The organism is Labrenzia sp. THAF82, assembly GCF_009363435.1.
Classification (GTDB): domain Bacteria; phylum Pseudomonadota; class Alphaproteobacteria; order Rhizobiales; family Stappiaceae; genus Roseibium; species Roseibium porphyridii.
The window spans coordinates 2,423,912-2,439,873 of sequence record NZ_CP045354.1 but is presented as its reverse complement, the minus strand read 5'-3'; the positions used below and the strand labels follow the sequence as shown (position 1 = coordinate 2,439,873).

The following is a 15,962-nucleotide window of genomic DNA, read 5'->3' as shown; positions in this document are numbered from 1 at the left end:
CTACTCTCCGAACGACTTCAGATAAGCGGTGATCGCGGCAAGGTCGTCTTCCTTCTTCAAGCCTGAGAAGGCCATTTTCGTGCCTTTCATGTAGGACCTCGGCTTTGCCAGAAATTCTACCAACGCTGCTTCATCCCAGACCCGGCCTTCACCGTGTGCAGCGACAAACACCTTGGAATACTTGAACCCCTCCACTGAGCCCATCTGGCGGCCGAACAAACCGTTCAGTTGAGGGCCAGACTTGTTTTTCGCGCCCTCACCAACAGCGTGGCAGGCTTTGCATTTCTTGAAGACCTTCTCACCCGAAGCAAAAAGGGCCGGATCGATGGCCGTTGAAGAGGCCGCGGCAACTTCTGTGTCTCCCTCCGCGGCTTCCGGCGCAGCGGTAGTGGCAACAAATGTCGGCGTATCCTGCGCGGTGGCATCATTCATGACCGACTCGCCACCATCTTCTGGTGTCACATCAAGGAACGTCGCGCGCATAGTGATTTCAACGCTTGGCTTGCAGTTTTCCATGCAAGGCTCAGCACGCCACTTCGTGTATTCAAGCTCCGGCCGGTCATCGACCACAAAGCCATCCTTGTTATACATTTCAAAGTCGGCGAAGTTTTCGTGGCTGAGTTCGAAGTCGTCGTCCACAAGGTCGTTGGAATAAAGAATGTAGGCGACAATCGCATATGTCTCGTCTGCTGTGAGTGTCTGCGCTTCGCCGAATGGCATGGACCTGTGAACATAGTCCCAAACTGTCGATAGGTACGGCCAATAGGACCCGACAGTCTTCACCGGATCCTTGTCTGCCAGCGTGTCAAAACCGCCTGCCAGAACTGGCCAGTTGTCCACCCCTTCTGCGAAATCGCCGTGGCATGAAGCGCATTTGTCGGCGAAAACTTCTTCGCCTGTATAGGCGTCACCGCGCCCTTCGGGCAGACCGCGGCCATCCGGCAGGACATCGACATCCCATGCTGCGATTTCTTCGGAAACAGCTTGGCGTCCAAGACCGAATTTGCCTTCGGTGCGCGGTGCATATTCCGTCAGATTTTCGCCACTCGCCACCCGTTCATTTGCAGACGCCTGGATTTCTTCAATCTTTGCTCTGAGCTCTGTGACGACCTGCGCTTCTTCCGAGGCGCGTTTGCTTGCATCCTCAGCCTGCAACGACACCTGTTCGACACGCCGTTCCAGCGATTCAATCTGGTTCTGTCCGTAGTCCAGGTTCGCAACCAAAAGCGCGGCTGAGATGGCAAGCGCCGTGCCGCCAGCAATCGGTAGAACAAGCTGATTAAGAGACTTCGACATTCTCGACGACCCCATTTTCATCTACGAACCAGGTTTGGATACAATTGTTGTGATAGACAGAGTTTTCGCCGCGCATTTCCCGCAGCTGCTGTTTGGTCGGCTGGACATATCCCGTTTCGTCCATCGCACGCGACTGCAGCAGCATCGCGTTGCCGTCCCATTCGGTATCCAGATAAAAGCGTGTCAAAGCCTTGGTATCGCCCTGTTTTCCGAGACGCGCAGTTTCCCAGGTGATGCCGCCGTCCCTTGACACGTCAACGCGCGTAATCTTTCCGTGGCCGGACCATGCCAGGCCGGAAATGACCATGGGGCCTTTGGAGTGGTTGATCGGCATTTGCGGACTGGGCGACGTGATCACCGATTTTGCATCCATGACCCAGGTCCATTTGCGCGCGGTCCCGTCTTCGTAAACGTCGGTGTATTTCGAGGTTTCCTCGCGGCTTTCCACTGCGGCATCGGACACTTCGATGCGGCGCAGCCACTTCACCCACATGTTGCCTTCCCAACCGGGAACAACGAGACGCACCGGATATCCGTGCTCCATACGCAAAGCTTCGCCATTGGCCTTGAAGGCAACAAGAACATCGTCGAGCGCCTTCTCCATCGGGATGGAACGGCCATTGGACGAAGCGTCAGCACCTTCCACATAGACCCATTTGTCTTTCAGGTCTCCGGCGGCACTGAGCCCGGCTTCATTCAAGAGCGTGCGCAACGGAACACCGGTGTATTCCATGTTGTGGATCATGCCGTGGGTGAACTGCGCCCCGTTGAGTTGAGCGCCTGCCCACTCCATGCCGGTGTTGGCGGCGCACTCACAAAAGTAGACGTGGTTTTCTCTGGGAAAGCGTTCCAGATCCGAATAGGTGAAGATCAGCGGCTTGTCGACCAGACCATTGATCATCAACCTGTAGTCTTCCTTTCGCAGTTCAATGGCCCCGGAATGGTGCCGCTCAAAGGCGCAGCCCTGTGGGGTGATGGTGCCATCAAGTGCATGGATCGGCGTGAAGTTGATTGACGAAATCGGCGAGGCAGTCAGCCATTCGACATTCCTGCGAACCACATCTTTTTCAAAACTGATCGGAAGACCATAAGGCGTTTCATCGACGCCAACTCCAGTGATCGATGCCCAGTCCTGAACGTCGGTAATCAACGGATCTGCACTATTGGCACTTGCAGCGCCAGCTACAGACGCCCCCGCAATCGCGACACTTCCTTTCAGGAAATTTCTGCGGGATGTTTCTTTTTTGATGCCCATAAAAGGCCTCCCTGCCTCAACTATGCGCCAATGACTTCCACACTGTTATTCGGTTTCGCAGTAACCGTACCGAGTTTGCGAATGTGATTTTCGACCACGTCCCAGATCTGCGGTCCTTCAGTGCCTTCGTTCACACTTGCCCATCCGGCGACCACATAAGATCGAGCGGGATCAATTGCTTCGCCTGAATTCAACAGGGTCAGGTTCGAAATACGGCTGCCCTGCGGTTGACCGATATCGATCCGGTAACCAAGCCCGCCAGTGCGCACCATGTCACCGCCCTGCTGGTAATAGGGGTCGGGGTTGAAGATGTTGTCGGCCACGTCTTCCAGAACCACCTTCAGAAACTCGCCGGTCATTTCGGTGCGGTAGGCCTGTCCATAGGACATGGACGTCACATTGAAGATGTCTTCGCGGGTGATGTCCTGACCGGGGATCAGCGAGGGGCCCCAGCGCACACCTGGACTAAGTGCGATTTCAGCATCGCGTTCGGAAAGCAACGCGTCGCAGATGAGGTCATCCCAGGTGCCATTGAAGTTGCCGCGCCGATAGAGAAGACTGTCGGTCTTCCCGATAACTTCGGACATCTCGGCCAGATACGGAGCTCTTTGCTCGTCAATCAGCGCAGAAACTTCAGCATCAGGTTCAATCACATCGGAAAAGATCGGAATGAGTTTGTGGCGATATCCAAGCATCTGTCCGTTGCGGATATCGAGATCGACACGGCTCACAAATTTGCCGTTGGATCCCGAGGGTACGATGATGGTCTTTCCCGACAGAACAGGTTCCGGCAATGCGTCATGCGTGTGCCCGGACAAAATGACGTCGATGCCATCAACGACCGTCGCCATCTTCTTGTCGACATCGAAACCGTTGTGGCTGAGGACAACGACACATTCCGCGCCTTCAGCTCGGACTTCGTCGACCATTGCCTGCATGTTCTCGTCCCGGATGCCGAATGCGTATTCGGGGAACATCCATCCCGGATTTGCGATCGGCATGTATGGGAAGGCCTGACCAATAACGGCAACCTTGGTGCCGCCACGTTCGAACATCTTGTAAGGAGGGAACAACTCGGTCGGTTCGTCCCATTCGACATCGAAGATGTTCTGGCCAAGCGCTGCAAACGGCAGGCTTTCCACGATTTCGTTGACACGTTCACTGCCGAGCGTGAACTCCCAATGGAATGTCATCGCGTCCGGGTTCAGAGCGTTCATGACATTGACCATGTCCTGACCTGCTGTTTTGAAACAGGTGTATGAGCCGTGCCATGTGTCGCCGCCATCAAGGAGAATGGCATCCGGGCGCTCGGCCCGAATGGCCTTGATGACGGTCGCAACCCGATCAAGCCCTCCAACACGGCCATAGGCATTTGCAAGCGATGCGAAATCTCCGGAACTCAAGGCATAATGGCTCGGGCTGCCGTCCTGGATCCCATAGAGTTTGCGAAATTGCGCGCCGGTGACGTGGGGAACAGCCCCCTTGTTGCTGCCTACGCCGATATTTTCCGAAGGCTCCCGAAAATAGATCGGCTTGAGCTGGGCATGGATATCCGTGACGTGAATGAGCGAGACGTTTCCAAAGGTATCGAATTCAAGAAGCTGGTCTTGCGTCAGCGTTTGTTGCGCCGCCAAACGAGCCCAATTGCCGAAACCGGACGCTCCGACGATTGCCGAAGCCGCCATTCCGACCTGAAGAAAGTCGCGACGCGAAATCATGTTTCCATTGGCTCCATAAAACATATGCGCATAAGTGAATATTTGCAGTGTAACAAAGGGCCCCACCTGTTTGCTGGGGCCCTCAATTGGCTTTAGTTGCGGACGGACGGACCTTCAACACTCAGGCCGTTTCCGCGCGTGGCAACATAGAGTTCAAGAGCCACAAACTCGGGTGAACCGGGTTTGTAGGTCTCCGCACGCGTATCGCGCACGCATCCCTTGAACCGTGCATGCACGGAATTCAGCTTCGTGTTTTTCAAACGATAGGTCGGGAACCCGTTGATCTGCCCCTGGCTCAGGTGATCAGCCCTGATCATCATTCCATAACTGTCTTCATGACAGTTGGCACAGGACAGCTCCAATTGGCCGGTACGCGTATAATAGAGTTCCTTGCCCTGTTCCCACGTGGCTTTGGCAGGTCCGTCGATCGCCACATTGACAGGCATTCCGCGCGAAACAGAAGATATCAGCGCGACCATATCGGTCATGTCGCCACCGGTATATTTCCATTTCTCAGCGCCCATGCGCGTTTCGCGACAATTGTTGACCTCCATTTCAAGAGTGGTCACCTTGCCCTTGTCTTCGTTCCACTTCGGATAGACGGCACGCACACCCGCCATGTCCTCCGGAGCACCGTGACAGCTCTCACACGACTTGCCTTCAGTTCCGTCAACGGTTTCCCAATTGACCATGGCGTTTTCGACGCCAATCATGCCGGGATTGTCGAAATCGTCCATCTGAAAGGCCTGGGTTTCGTCCGAACGAAAGCGCCAGCCGGAATAGATCGTTGAAAGATTTTCAGCGTGTGCTGGTGCTTCAACCTCCGTGACGATGGAAATCTCACCATTGATTGTCAGGCTGTCGTCATCAGGGTCCGATACCGCCGTCCCCGGCATCATGACCAGTGCGGCCACCGAGCAAATTGCTATTGTCTTTTTATGCACGCCTTCCTCCCTCTCCAAGACGTATGGTGGATCGGAAGATCAGTTGACAGTGATCTTCTTTGACGTGTCGTAGACAGATCCGTCGTCGTCATACCAGGTGAACTTGAATTCACCCGATTCCGGCACGACCGCCTCGAACTGGAAATACGGGTTCGTGGAAATGGCCGGCTCAAGCGTCACATCGATCACGTTCTGACCGTTAAAGTCTGCCGTGAAGCGATTGATGATCGAGCGCGGAATGATGTTGCCGTCATCGTCTTTACGCTGACCACTTTCCATCTTGTGGCTGATCAGCGTTTTGATCGTGATCGTCTCGCCGGCGGCGGCTTTTTTCGGGACCTTTACCCGGGGTTTCACACCAGATGCCATGATAAATCTCCTAATACCCAGGGGATCAGCCGCCGCAGCCGCCGATGGTCACTTTCACGTTTGCTTTCGCCGTCTGGAAGGACCCGTCTTCCATCTTCGCGATCGCGACGACATCCTGTGTCGTTGCAAGGCGGATACGGGTTGAAGCGCTTCGCGAGGCACTCAAGGGACCGAATTTGAAGGTCGCAACGTTTGGTACCGGGTTGCCATCGGCAAATAGCGTGACTTCCACAGCGCCTGGCGCATCGAATGCGATCGGCACCGTGTTTCCGTTTTCAGCGATTTCCGGGGCTGTCAGCGTGATCGCCCCTTCCCCAAGCTCCGCACCGCCAGTCAGCGCCGCGATCTCGTCATCGGTCGTGCTGGCAAATACGGGCAGGCTTGTCAGACTCGCCAGCGCGAAAGTGCTGGAGCCGAGCGCCAGAATTTTTCGCCGTGTCAGTTCCATGTTGGTCTCCATTTCAGGAAAGTCATTGTTCCTTGAGCGTTACAAGAAAGGCGACGACATCTTCGACTTGTTGTGCCGTCAGCAATGGCTGCACTTCGCCGTCTCCATGGGCTTCGCCTGTGTAAGCGTCTCCCAGGCGAATGAACCCTTCGGTTCTGTAAAATGAGGGCATCAGGCTGCCGTCGAACATCACTTTGGCATTGGCGACAATGCCCCGCAGTTCCGGGACGGTCCATCGATCCGCGACACCATCGAGCGGAGGTCCGATTTCGCCGTGAAATGCAAGATGGCTAAGCGCCGAAACCTGATGACAGGCAATGCAGTTTCCCGCACCCTTGTTCATGATTTCTGCCCCCACTGCGGGGTCTCCGGCCACTCCGGAGAGCGACGTTTCAACGGCTCCATCAACGAAGACAACGTCAGTTGGTTTAACCGCTTCGGCAAATGCCGTGGATGCGGTAAGCATAGCTGTGAAGCCGATAATTACGTGTTTCATGCGCCCTCCCTCAGACGATTCTCATCGACCGTTTGTGCGACACTACATCACATATTCCTTTTTACGCAATAACAAATTCAATTAAATGAATTTATCTATCTGTTCGCAGGTGCAGCAATTTTCAGAATAAAATGTCGCCACGGAAACTGGTCGCTATTTGCCCTGATTTTCGAATTTTCGCGCATGATATTTCTGGAAAGGTTCATCGCTGTTATAGCCTTCCTCAACCACCCAGCTCAGCATGTTCAGTGTCGTCCAGCGCCCGAATGCACCCGGCATATTTGCGACCGCCGCCTGAGTTGCCATGTCCCCCTCAGAAACCTCTTTGGGAAAGAAATAGATATTCGGGGTAAACAACGCACCCCAACGCTTGACCATGTCTTTTTCCGGCAATGTCGTGCCATCGAAATCGGTGACCTCGACATCGCCGAACATATTGATCTGCACAACAAAAAAATTGTCTTCGATGTATTGCTCTATCTCCGGCACCACGAAGACTTCCTCATGCATCTTTTGGCAATAGATGCAGCCGCGCTGCTCCACAATGACCATGAGTCGCTTGCCCTCGGCATTGGCTTCTTCAAGGTCTTCAGAAAGATCCTTGAATGTGTCGCGCATCCAGTCTGCCTTGTGGAGCCCGTCGTCTCCAATCTCGGCGGCAAACACCTGGCAGGACAGGAGGATTGCGCCTATCGCAGCAAACAAACGTGTCATCGTGACTTCTCCTCGATTAGCCAATGGCACTGAACCAGGGAACGTATTCCAGCATCCATTGAGCGATAACGTTGATGGAGTTTGTGGCGATCAGAACGCCGAAAAGGATCAGGAGAGCGCCCATGAGTTTTTCGATGAGGCCCAGATATTTGCGAAACCCTGCCATCCAGGACATGAACGGTCCGATGAAGAGCGCAGCAACAATGAAGGGAAGCGTCATACCGACGCCATAGACGAACAGGAGAGACGCCCCCTGCCCGGCGGTCTCCTGACCCGCTGCTGTGAACAAGATGGCGGCAAGGACCGGACCGACACACGGCGTCCAGCCAAACGCGAAAGCCAGCCCAACGACAAAGGCGCCAACCAGACCGACATTCGCTGAATTGCCGGTCTCCACCCGCAGTTGCCGATAGAGAATACCGATGCGGATAACCCCGAGAAAATGCAGCCCCATCGCGATAATGATCGCGGCGGCCACCCATCTCAGCACATCGAAATAATCGCGCACGAGCTGACCGAAAGTTGTGGCTGTGGCACCCAGCCCCATGAAAACGGTGATCACGCCCAGCGCAAAACAGCAGGCCGCAAGAAAGGCACGGAGTTTCACCGCGCCGGTGACCGCCTCCCCGCCGTCCACCTGATTCATTCCAACCCCGGCCAGGTAGCTGAGATAGAATGGTACAATCGGTAGGATGCATGGCGACAGGAATGACAGGAAACCTGCTGCCAGAGCACCAAAAAAGCTAATCTCGAACATGGAATGAGCTGCTTCTCAGCTTGATATATTCATAAATTAGATTATGATTAAGTGTGCGGGTTCGTCAATCGGGGACACATATTGACTTTCATAAAGGCGCTCTTCGTTCTGCTGCTTGCGTTTGCGCCAGCTTCCGCAGCGGCGGAAACATACTTGCTCATGGCTGAGGAAGACGGCTGCTATTGGTGCGCCAAGTGGGATGAAGAGATCGCACATATCTACCCCAAGACGGCAGAAGGCAAGACAGCTCCGCTCAAACGCTATGATTTGTATAGCGAAAAACCCGAAGTCACCTTTGACAAGAAGGTCCGCTTCACACCAACCTTCATTCTCGTGCAAAATGGCGTCGAGGTCGGTCGAATCGAAGGATACCCCGGTGAGGATTTTTTCTGGAGCCTGCTCGGCATGATGTTCAGCAGAGCAAATATTCCACTGGAACAGACAGGTTGAGCAAATTATGACTGCTGACGTGCCAGGCACACCCGAAAACTCAACCAAAAGCGCTTCTCGCTTGCCGGTATTCGACGCCGATATGTGCGCCGAAGACATGGACAGGATGATGAAGAACGCCCAGCGTGCATCCAATTTCCTGAAGGCCATCAGCCACGAAGGCAGGCTGATGATCCTGTGCCACCTGGCATCGGGAGAAAAATCGGTCGCCGAACTGGAAAACTTGCTTTCTGCACGACAGGCCGCCGTTTCGCAGCAACTGACGCGCCTGCGTCTGGAGGGACTGGTGACACCTCGCCGCGAAGGCAAGGCGATCTACTACAGCTTGACAGACAATCGCCCGAAGCAAATCATGGAAGTCGTTTATGACCTGTTCTGCCGAGAGGAATAACCGTACGCGTTAGCAGCGCCCGGTTATGGGAGGAGCCGGACTTGCTTGAGGTTCTCGGAGAAGCCAACTTGGTTGCGCTCATTGGTCTCCTGGGTGGAATTGCCCTGGGCCTGGCTGCGCGCATCGGAAGGTTTTGCACACTCGGCGCCATTGAGGATTTCCTCTATGGGTCGGATGACGGCCGCCTGCGCATGTGGGCGTTTGCGATCGGTATCGCAATCATCGGCTCGCATATCGCAATGTCTACCGGTTACCTTGAAGGCGCGAGCACAGCCTATCTGGACAGGGTTTGGAACCCGCTTGGATCCATCATTGGAGGCTTGTTGTTCGGCTATGGAATGGCGCTCAGCGGCAACTGTGGCTATGGAGCACTCGCGCGCCTTGGCGGCGGCGATCTGAGAGCCTTTGTCATTGTCCTTGTTATGGGCTTGTCCGCCTATTTCGTGATGTCCGGCCCTTTGGCTCACTTCCGCGTCTGGCTTTTCCCGGTCGAAACGGGCGCTCAAACGCCGCAAGGGGTCAGCCAGTTTTTTGAAGCCAGTTTCGGTGTCGCACCTGTCGTCACCGGGGTCATTGTTGGCGGTCTGATCATCGCATTCACGCTCAGCAGCTCCGCTTTCCGAAAATCTCCGCACCTGATCTTCTGGGGCGCTGTTGTTGGCCTTGCCATCGTCTCCGGATGGGTCGGGACCTATTGGGTCGCCATGACGGGTTTTGAGGCGGAACCTATCGAGACACACACATTCGCAGCCCCCATTGGTGACACCATTTATTACGGCATGACCGCATCCGGGAACACACTGTCCTTTAGCGTCGGATCGGTTGTCGGCGTCATTATCGGTGCGTTTCTGGGCTCTTTTTCCAAAGGACACTTCCGGTGGGAGGCCTGCGAGGACCCGCGCGAACTGCGCCGGCAGATCACCGGGGCTGCGATCATGGGACCAGGTGCGATCCTGGCGATCGGCTGCAGTGTCGGGCAGGGAATTTCCGCGTTTTCCGTTCTGGCTTTCAGTGCCCCGGTAACGTTCCTTGCAATTTTTGCAGGTGCCGCGTTCGGCCTCAAGCAACTCATCACCGGCTTTGCTCCGGCTGAATAGTCCAATCCATCCCGCTTGAATGCCTGTTAATCGCAATCGCGTTCCTTGCAATCTACATATTCATAATATCGAATTTTTCTATACTTCCTTGAGTTCGGTCAATGCGCACCCGGGTTCGAGTCTCAAAACTGAAGGGACATTCAACAACTGAAAGCACCCGCCCTGCAGCAGAGGACTGATCATGGACCTGACCCATATCCTTGACAGACTTTCAGAACCGACGGTGCTTTTGCTTGGCGGACTTCTGGTTGGTGTGCTGTTCGGTGCGCTCGCACAGCAAAGCCGCTTTTGTTTGCGCGCCGCTGCGTTGGAGTTTTCACGGCGCCGGCCCGCAGACCGTCTGCCAATCTGGCTCCTGGCTTTTTCAAGCGCCTTGATTGCCACACAGCTTCTGGCACGTTTCGGTGAAATCGATACCGGAGAAACCCGCCAGCTCGCCTCTCCCCAAAGCCTCTCCGGCGCTTTGATTGGGGGACTGATGTTCGGTACCGGCATGGTCATGGCCCGCGGATGCGCAAGTCGTCTTCTGGTGCTTTCCGCGACTGGAAACCTGCGCGCCCTGCTGTCCGGACTGGTATTTGCCGTTGTCGCCCAGGCAAGCCTTTACGGCAGCCTCAAACCAATGCGGGACTGGCTGTCCGGTCTTTGGACAACAGTAGATACCGGTGGCAACAATCTGAGCTATTTTCTGGGCATGACGGACAGCGCCATATTCCTCTTCGGCAGTCTCTGGTTTTTTGCCGGTCTCGCATTCGCCTGGCGCAACCGCAGCTCCATTTGGCAAACGGCAGCGGCCATAGGGGCCGGCCTCACGGTTCCGCTGGCGCTGTGGTTCACCACCTCCATGACACGGCAGGCGTTTGATCCGGTCCCGGTTGACGGCGTAACGTTTACCGGCCCCTCTGCCGACATGCTGATGCGTTTCCTGTCCTCCCCGTTCGAAGGAATAGACTTCAACACCGGTCTTGTACCCGGCGTGTTCCTCGGCTCGTTTCTGGCGGCGTTTTTGACAAGACAACTCCTCTTGCAGGGTTTTGAAAGCGGCCCCTCCATGGCCCGGTATCTAACCGGTGCAGCACTGATGGGGTTTGGCGGCATGCTGGCAGGAGGCTGTGCCGTTGGAGCCGGCATCACGGGGGCGTCCATCTTCGCAGTCACGGCGTGGCTGACATTGATCGGAATTTGGATGTCCGCCGTGATCACCGACCATGTGTTCAGTCAGCTGTCCGTTTTCTCAAGAATGGGACCGGCCCACGCAAGTTTCGACTGACAGGCGCACGGCGCACAAGGCCTGCCAGGGCACTTGCTAAAGGTGAATGCGCCCCGTGACGATTGCAGTTGCGAGCGCTTGCTCACGCGTGCGCGCTCCGAGCTTTGCCCGTGCGTTGCGCAAATGCAGATCGACCGTGACCGCCTGGATCGACATATGCTCAGCAATCCGGGCAGTTCTGAAGCCCTTGGCCAGCAAAAGAAGGCATTCGCGTTCCCGGTTGCTCAGGCTGGCTTGCGACAGGTTCTCCAGGCGTCCGATCTTATGGTGCGCGATCGCCGCACAGATGTGAAGCAGTGTGCCAAACTGTTCGTTGACCGCCTCAATGTCTGGCCGTGACAAGTCGCTGACAAGGTTCCACCCTTTGACAACCGGGTCGTCCTCTCGCGACATTCTGAGCGCAATCCCGGACGTCAGCCCATGTTCCTCGGCACGGCGAATGACAGCAATGTCTTCCTCGGTCAGATACGCATGATCCGGCAAAAAGTGTATTCCGGTCATGAACTGGCTGGGCAGATTGGGCGCGTAAATGAAGAGCGGGTCGCGCTCGTAGTCTTTTTGCTTGAAGTAAGCAGCCTTCCATTCGGTCAACTGGTCGGAAAACCAGATATCATTGGCTGTCGGCACGACATCTCGTCTGCGCTGTCCGTAGACCGCTCCCTTGAAACCGAAACTTTCAAAAAAACCGATCGTTTTTTCCCAAGCTGCCTGTGGGCTATCGGCCGACAAGACTTGGTCGGCAAACTGCTCCAGTTTCTTCATTTCTTGTCGATCTTCTCCCGGACTAAAAGACTGTTTTAGGCGCTCAGCTAATGAAATCCATAGCTTGAGCGTTTTTTACGCCGCGTTAGTGTCGATGCAGAGAGAAGGATTTTCTGTGATCACACAAGTCAAGAACCGTTCAAAAGTTGAGCTTCATTTAAACACAAAAGTGTTTTCCCCAATTCGCAAAGCCCTCAAGCCCGGCATATTATCCGGTATTTTCGGGGCTTTTGCCTTTGTGCTTCTGCCAGCGTCATCTGCTGCCGAAGCGGCTGAATGCGAAATCATTTCCGACGTCGGTCTTTACTATGAACGCCTGGAACAGGCGATCATGCTGATGGAATACAAAGACGTCGTGGTGCGTGCGACTGACGGCAAAATTCGGTGCGAAGAAGACGCCGGCAACGCGCGGCAAGTGTGTTCTGTCGAAGGCTCCGGCGAAATGCTGATCGATTCTGAACGAGGCACTTTCGTTGTGCGCCTGCCCGCAGACACCGTGAGCGAAGTTCAGATCTATCAGACAGGTGATCTTTCCTGTGGCCCGAAATCGAACTGACGTCTTGCAAGCATCCATTTCATTCAAGGAAACACGACCATGAAGATGCTGTGCCTTGCAGCACTGACCCTGTCACTGTCCGCCGCGGTTTCAGTAGCCAGCGAAACAGACATCAAACCAACCTGCGAAAAGCTGGTCGCGCTCTATATCGAATTGGGAAAGAGCTCAGGTCAGGCCGTCAGCAAAGAAGCAGCGCGCGCCGCCGTGATGTCCGAAAACCCAAGCGACGCAGACTGCGCCGCAATGCTGGCTCTCTTTTCCAAACAGAAATGACGAGAACATGAAGGTTCGATCGTAGCTGCCTTACGGCCAAGACGGAAAATACAATCAAGTCCGCCTGCACCCTTGAGCAGTTTGGTGTTTTCTGACCCAACTAACCGGAGCTAACCGGTGGGCAAATCCAACGAACAGGCACAGGCTCACACGCGTCCCCTGACATTAAGTGCTCGCGCCGTCCCGGTCTCTCACACGGTCAGGCCGAAGGCACTCGCAAGTGTGCCTTCGCCGCACATTTTCACCTAGGCGAGGGCTCCGCTTAAGACCAAAAGGGCGCGGCCAAAGACATTAAGAGTAAGGGCTAGTTTCCAGGAATTCGCTGGCAAGAAAAGAGGGCGCGGGATCAGTCCTCGCCGCACTCGTCTTCGGCCTTATCGTCATCTTCAGGAGCTGGAAGCTTGCGCGGCTCATCGGGCGCGGGCAACTGGTTGGTGCCTTTGGTTTTGCTCTGGGTCACCTTCCGGATTTCCTGCATCCGGTCGGTCAAGGGTTTGACATCCTTGCCGAATTGGCCAAGAGTCTCGCCAATTTCAGCGATACCTGCCAGAACCGTGTCGAAGTTGCCTTGGGCTTTGAGCACCTCGTCTTCAATCTTCGCGATCCGCTTGAGAATTCTGCGGCGATGGGCATCATCAAAGGTTGTGCTGTCCTGGACGAGCTGCCGCATTTCGGCGATCAGCCCCATAACCTTGGAACGATCGTCGGCATTGAGTTCGAAATATTCTTCTGAAGAATGGCTACGCTTTACAATATTTTTTGCATTACGAGCTGCGACATTGAAGTAAAATTGATCCAGTACTTTTTCAAATTTTAGACCATCCTTTTCCAAAAAAGATGTATGTAAGTCAAAATAGAAGGATGAAAACTCATCATCTTCAATCTCAGTTACTGTGGCTTCGACTAGCGCCATAGCTTCGATAGCGTCAACTCGGAGATCAGTAAAAACTTCTTCGATGTTATAACTTAACAACCTTAAGCATAAAGTCATCGTTTCAATAGGTGTTTCTGGAATTACATATTGTTCTCCAAACATGATCTGCTTCATCTTTTAGCACCTTGTGGCGAAGTTGTGTTTTGCACCCAAGCAACACACCAGGCGCTTATTGAAATCTTTAAGTTGAAGTATACGATTCTGCTCGCTAGAGAAAATACAAAGCTCGGCCTAGCTGCCAAGAAAGGATCCAAATCCTTTCGAAGTGCTGCGACAGATCGGTTCATAAACCAGTCTCAAAGATAGTTCGCGACCCTTGCAGCCAAATACCTTGACCTGCTCAGATTGCTTGCCAGAACAAATAGAATAAGCAGCTGATGTCGTGACGGTCTGGTAGAGGTCACATAAAGGTCAATCAGGTGCTGGAAAAGCTCGAAACCGGCCGTGCCGGCGCAACACAGGTGCACCGGGAAGCAAGTATTGGGTCCAGGGAATACGACCTGGCTACCTACGCGACAGAAGCCATTGACGAGCTGGCAGACAAGCTTTCAGGTGAAGAACAGTGTTTACATGCAAAACCGGCAAACACACCAGGTTCGGAGCGTTGATTCGCTCGGAACAAGATCCAAGACGCAAGTGGTATTACATGCGGTGTAAAAAATTATCCCAATATCGATGACGGTCTGGGGAAAACCTACACAACATCTTGCCTCGTGCCGATTAAACTGGATGCTAAAAGGGCTTCAAGATTGACGGGGGCCGGTGACCAGGAACTTGCACTTCCACAATCACCAGCCCGCCTTGTGCCCTTGAGGTTGGCTCCCCAGGGAAGGGACATCGGAAAAAGTCGTCTAAGATCCGTTGTTCCGTCGCCACCTTGTCGTGCGATATTCGCACGCCCCACTTTGTCCGCAACATATCAATTTGGCAAGTGCATCACAGTTTTTGTGCACACTTCGATAAAACTTATCGACCCGACTAGTCGGGCCGACTACTTGGCGCGAACAGTCAGCTACGCATAGCCCCACCTACTCTCCCCTTCCTCCACAAAGCCGTCATAGGCCCTCTGGCTGACGAGCACGCAGTGTTTGGTAACGCGCTGGTTCTTGAGCGCCAGTTTATTGCCAAACCCGAAAAGCAATACTTGCTAGTCGTTCACTGCTTTCACTTCCAAGCGTCATTCGCGCTTCCCTAACGTAAGATTGTGTGTTAGGTTGTAACAATTAATAATAGAGCTTTAGGGAGATCAAATATTATGAATGATAAGAAAGGCGTTATCCTTGCACAGGAGTTAAGAATTGGGACGAACCCAGACTCTGATCTATTGCTGAGCATAGGAAAAACAGAGAGCAAAGACTTCAAACTAGGCGACAAAAAAATCCATCATGCGTGGTATATGCCTATCCACAACTTACAGCATCTTTCTCATTTCTACTTGCTCGACGTCACCCCTAGCAAAAACGACCCGCACGACATAACTGTTGAGGCCCATATGCACCGAGAAGGCGAGGTTCGAATTCGCGTTTTTGCAATCATCGTCGATTAAAATTACCCCCTTTCTACGAATCGGTCATAGGCGGCAAGGTCAACCAGCAGGCAGTGCTTGTCAACGTGCTGGATCTTGACCACCTGTTTGTTGCCGAGCCCGCGCAGCACCACCGTGTCAGGCGCTTGTTTCAGCGCGGTTGACATGCCAACTTCCAGAAATTCCGTATCCTGGAAGATCTTGCCAAGCGCCGGGTGGCGGCCGGTGGGGACCGCGAGATAAGGGCCCTGCCCTGGGGCCTTAGGCTTTCTTCAGGCTGAGACCAGCCAGTGCCAGGTGTTCCTGGGCGAATTTCAGTTCGAAGAGTTCTTCCTTGTTTTCAAATCTCATCAGAACACCACCGACCGTTAGCTTTTCTCCGCCGCTGTGGCTGTCGATCGGCGAGGCCAGGATGTGTTCCAGGCGCGGCTGACCGCGCTCCCCTAAGTCAGCACCCATCAAAATCTTCACGTCGGCAAAGAGCTGCATCGCCGCTGACAGCGCGTCTAACTATTCAGGGATGTTTTGGTGGGTGAGTGGGGGCTCGAACCCCAGACCCGCTGATTAAGAGTCAGCTGCTCTACCAACTGAGCTACACACCCATCGTCGCGTTCACCGCACAAATGCGGTTCGCAAGGAGATGGGCTGTATATAGGGCGTGCTGCATCAAAGCAATGGAATTTGAGCCACTTTTTTAAAGAACGGGC

The 15,962-nt window shown here is 54.2% G+C and carries 21 protein-coding genes and 1 tRNA gene; 8 read left to right on the top strand and 14 right to left on the bottom strand.

Features of this window, described 5'->3' with window-relative positions:
- The 9 genes from FIV00_RS11455 to FIV00_RS11415 form a co-directional block, all read right to left on the bottom strand.
- Positions 1-1,296 (bottom strand): c-type cytochrome, encoded by a 1,296-nt coding sequence (locus FIV00_RS11455; RefSeq protein WP_152500871.1) that lies wholly within the window; start codon positions 1,294-1,296, stop codon positions 1-3.
- On the bottom strand, positions 1,280-2,551 hold the full coding sequence (gene soxC, locus FIV00_RS11450; RefSeq protein WP_152500870.1) for a sulfite dehydrogenase: 1,272 nt from the start codon (positions 2,549-2,551) through the stop codon (positions 1,280-1,282). Before soxC ends, FIV00_RS11455 begins: the two co-directional genes overlap by 17 nt.
- Before the next feature lie 20 nt (positions 2,552-2,571).
- Entirely contained in the window at positions 2,572-4,269 is a 1,698-nt protein-coding gene (gene soxB / locus FIV00_RS11445) for a thiosulfohydrolase SoxB (protein WP_152500869.1), read from the bottom strand.
- 92 nt (positions 4,270-4,361) lie between these two features.
- The gene (soxA, locus tag FIV00_RS11440; RefSeq protein WP_247649376.1) at positions 4,362-5,213 is read right to left on the bottom strand and encodes a sulfur oxidation c-type cytochrome SoxA; all 852 of its coding nucleotides are present in this window, start codon (positions 5,211-5,213) and stop codon (positions 4,362-4,364) included.
- A gap of 39 nt (positions 5,214-5,252) precedes the next feature.
- Positions 5,253-5,582: a thiosulfate oxidation carrier complex protein SoxZ gene (gene soxZ, locus FIV00_RS11435; protein WP_152500868.1), complete on the bottom strand. Its 330-nt coding sequence runs from the start codon at positions 5,580-5,582 to the stop codon at positions 5,253-5,255.
- A gap of 25 nt (positions 5,583-5,607) precedes the next feature.
- Complete coding sequence (gene soxY, locus FIV00_RS11430; RefSeq protein ID WP_152500867.1) at positions 5,608-6,030, bottom strand: thiosulfate oxidation carrier protein SoxY; 423 nt, start codon at positions 6,028-6,030, stop codon at positions 5,608-5,610.
- Between the two features lie 22 nt (positions 6,031-6,052).
- Entirely contained in the window at positions 6,053-6,526 is a 474-nt protein-coding gene (soxX, locus tag FIV00_RS11425; protein ID WP_152500866.1) for a sulfur oxidation c-type cytochrome SoxX, read from the bottom strand.
- Positions 6,527-6,679: 153 nt separating this feature from the next.
- Positions 6,680-7,240: a thioredoxin family protein gene (locus FIV00_RS11420; RefSeq protein ID WP_152500865.1), complete on the bottom strand. Its 561-nt coding sequence runs from the start codon at positions 7,238-7,240 to the stop codon at positions 6,680-6,682.
- 16 nt (positions 7,241-7,256) lie between these two features.
- Entirely contained in the window at positions 7,257-7,997 is a 741-nt protein-coding gene (locus FIV00_RS11415) for a cytochrome c biogenesis CcdA family protein (RefSeq protein ID WP_152500864.1), read from the bottom strand.
- Positions 7,998-8,078: 81 nt separating this feature from the next.
- Here FIV00_RS11415 and FIV00_RS11410 point away from each other — a divergent pair, with 81 nt between their 5' ends.
- The 4 genes from FIV00_RS11410 to FIV00_RS11395 all read left to right on the top strand — a co-directional run bounded on the left by FIV00_RS11410 (position 8,079) and on the right by FIV00_RS11395 (position 11,205).
- A complete protein-coding gene (locus FIV00_RS11410) occupies positions 8,079-8,447 on the top strand; it encodes a hypothetical protein (RefSeq protein WP_247649375.1) in 369 nt (122 codons plus the stop codon).
- A 7-nt stretch (positions 8,448-8,454) separates the two neighbouring features.
- Positions 8,455-8,838, top strand: coding sequence for a helix-turn-helix transcriptional regulator (locus FIV00_RS11405; protein ID WP_152500863.1), 384 nt, complete (start codon positions 8,455-8,457; stop codon positions 8,836-8,838).
- Between the two features lie 41 nt (positions 8,839-8,879).
- Positions 8,880-9,935, top strand: a complete 1,056-nt coding sequence (locus FIV00_RS11400) for a YeeE/YedE family protein (protein WP_152500862.1) — start codon at positions 8,880-8,882, stop codon at positions 9,933-9,935.
- 181 nt (positions 9,936-10,116) lie between these two features.
- On the top strand, positions 10,117-11,205 hold the full coding sequence (locus tag FIV00_RS11395) for a YeeE/YedE family protein (RefSeq protein ID WP_152500861.1): 1,089 nt from the start codon (positions 10,117-10,119) through the stop codon (positions 11,203-11,205).
- A 36-nt stretch (positions 11,206-11,241) separates the two neighbouring features.
- On the opposite strand, the gene FIV00_RS11390 is transcribed toward FIV00_RS11395, so the two are convergent.
- A complete protein-coding gene (locus FIV00_RS11390; protein ID WP_152500860.1) occupies positions 11,242-11,967 on the bottom strand; it encodes a LuxR C-terminal-related transcriptional regulator in 726 nt (241 codons plus the stop codon).
- A 115-nt stretch (positions 11,968-12,082) separates the two neighbouring features.
- Between FIV00_RS11390 and FIV00_RS11385 the strand changes: the two genes are divergently transcribed.
- Complete coding sequence (locus tag FIV00_RS11385) at positions 12,083-12,523, top strand: hypothetical protein (RefSeq protein ID WP_152500859.1); 441 nt, start codon at positions 12,083-12,085, stop codon at positions 12,521-12,523.
- Between the two features lie 39 nt (positions 12,524-12,562).
- Positions 12,563-12,796 carry a hypothetical protein gene (locus FIV00_RS11380; RefSeq protein WP_152500858.1) on the top strand — a complete coding sequence of 78 codons (234 nt, stop codon included), beginning with the start codon at positions 12,563-12,565 and terminating at the stop codon, positions 12,794-12,796.
- Between the two features lie 346 nt (positions 12,797-13,142).
- Here FIV00_RS11380 and FIV00_RS11375 read toward each other — a convergent pair whose 3' ends face one another.
- Entirely contained in the window at positions 13,143-13,844 is a 702-nt protein-coding gene (locus FIV00_RS11375) for a hypothetical protein (protein ID WP_152500857.1), read from the bottom strand.
- Positions 13,845-14,149: 305 nt separating this feature from the next.
- Between FIV00_RS11375 and FIV00_RS11370 the strand changes: the two genes are divergently transcribed.
- Both FIV00_RS11370 and FIV00_RS11365 read left to right on the top strand, forming a co-directional pair.
- Positions 14,150-14,338 (top strand): hypothetical protein, encoded by a 189-nt coding sequence (locus tag FIV00_RS11370; RefSeq protein WP_152500856.1) that lies wholly within the window; start codon positions 14,150-14,152, stop codon positions 14,336-14,338.
- 647 nt (positions 14,339-14,985) lie between these two features.
- Entirely contained in the window at positions 14,986-15,276 is a 291-nt protein-coding gene (locus tag FIV00_RS11365) for a hypothetical protein (protein WP_152500855.1), read from the top strand.
- Positions 15,277-15,278: 2 nt separating this feature from the next.
- Here the strand turns inward: FIV00_RS11365 and FIV00_RS29775 are convergent, their stop codons facing one another.
- From FIV00_RS29775 to FIV00_RS11355, 3 genes are all read right to left on the bottom strand, one after another.
- Positions 15,279-15,422 (bottom strand): hypothetical protein, encoded by a 144-nt coding sequence (locus FIV00_RS29775; RefSeq protein ID WP_173005959.1) that lies wholly within the window; start codon positions 15,420-15,422, stop codon positions 15,279-15,281.
- Between the two features lie 94 nt (positions 15,423-15,516).
- On the bottom strand, positions 15,517-15,714 hold the full coding sequence (locus FIV00_RS11360) for a hypothetical protein (RefSeq protein WP_152500854.1): 198 nt from the start codon (positions 15,712-15,714) through the stop codon (positions 15,517-15,519).
- A gap of 67 nt (positions 15,715-15,781) precedes the next feature.
- Positions 15,782-15,857: transfer RNA gene (locus FIV00_RS11355), tRNA-Lys, on the bottom strand.
- Positions 15,858-15,962 lie beyond the last annotated feature (105 nt).

Bases quoted from the DNA above. Each gene is read 5' to 3' on its own strand.
- FIV00_RS11365 (WP_152500855.1), top strand. From the start codon at position 14,986: ATGAATGATAAGAAAGGCGTTATCCTTGCACAGGAGTTAAGAATTGGG.
- FIV00_RS29775 (WP_173005959.1), bottom strand. From the start codon at position 15,422: ATGTCAACCGCGCTGAAACAAGCGCCTGACACGGTGGTGCTGCGCGGG.
- soxZ (WP_152500868.1), bottom strand. From the start codon at position 5,582: ATGGCATCTGGTGTGAAACCCCGGGTAAAGGTCCCGAAAAAAGCCGCC.
- FIV00_RS11390 (WP_152500860.1), bottom strand. From the start codon at position 11,967: ATGAAGAAACTGGAGCAGTTTGCCGACCAAGTCTTGTCGGCCGATAGC.
- FIV00_RS11380 (WP_152500858.1), top strand. From the start codon at position 12,563: ATGAAGATGCTGTGCCTTGCAGCACTGACCCTGTCACTGTCCGCCGCG.
- FIV00_RS11360 (WP_152500854.1), bottom strand. From the start codon at position 15,714: ATGGGTGCTGACTTAGGGGAGCGCGGTCAGCCGCGCCTGGAACACATC.
- FIV00_RS11415 (WP_152500864.1), bottom strand. From the start codon at position 7,997: ATGTTCGAGATTAGCTTTTTTGGTGCTCTGGCAGCAGGTTTCCTGTCA.
- FIV00_RS11405 (WP_152500863.1), top strand. From the start codon at position 8,455: ATGACTGCTGACGTGCCAGGCACACCCGAAAACTCAACCAAAAGCGCT.
- soxB (WP_152500869.1), bottom strand. From the start codon at position 4,269: ATGATTTCGCGTCGCGACTTTCTTCAGGTCGGAATGGCGGCTTCGGCA.
- FIV00_RS11375 (WP_152500857.1), bottom strand. From the start codon at position 13,844: ATGAAGCAGATCATGTTTGGAGAACAATATGTAATTCCAGAAACACCT.
- FIV00_RS11455 (WP_152500871.1), bottom strand. From the start codon at position 1,296: ATGTCGAAGTCTCTTAATCAGCTTGTTCTACCGATTGCTGGCGGCACG.
- soxY (WP_152500867.1), bottom strand. From the start codon at position 6,030: ATGGAACTGACACGGCGAAAAATTCTGGCGCTCGGCTCCAGCACTTTC.
- FIV00_RS11395 (WP_152500861.1), top strand. From the start codon at position 10,117: ATGGACCTGACCCATATCCTTGACAGACTTTCAGAACCGACGGTGCTT.
- FIV00_RS11420 (WP_152500865.1), bottom strand. From the start codon at position 7,240: ATGACACGTTTGTTTGCTGCGATAGGCGCAATCCTCCTGTCCTGCCAG.
- soxC (WP_152500870.1), bottom strand. From the start codon at position 2,551: ATGGGCATCAAAAAAGAAACATCCCGCAGAAATTTCCTGAAAGGAAGT.
- soxX (WP_152500866.1), bottom strand. From the start codon at position 6,526: ATGAAACACGTAATTATCGGCTTCACAGCTATGCTTACCGCATCCACG.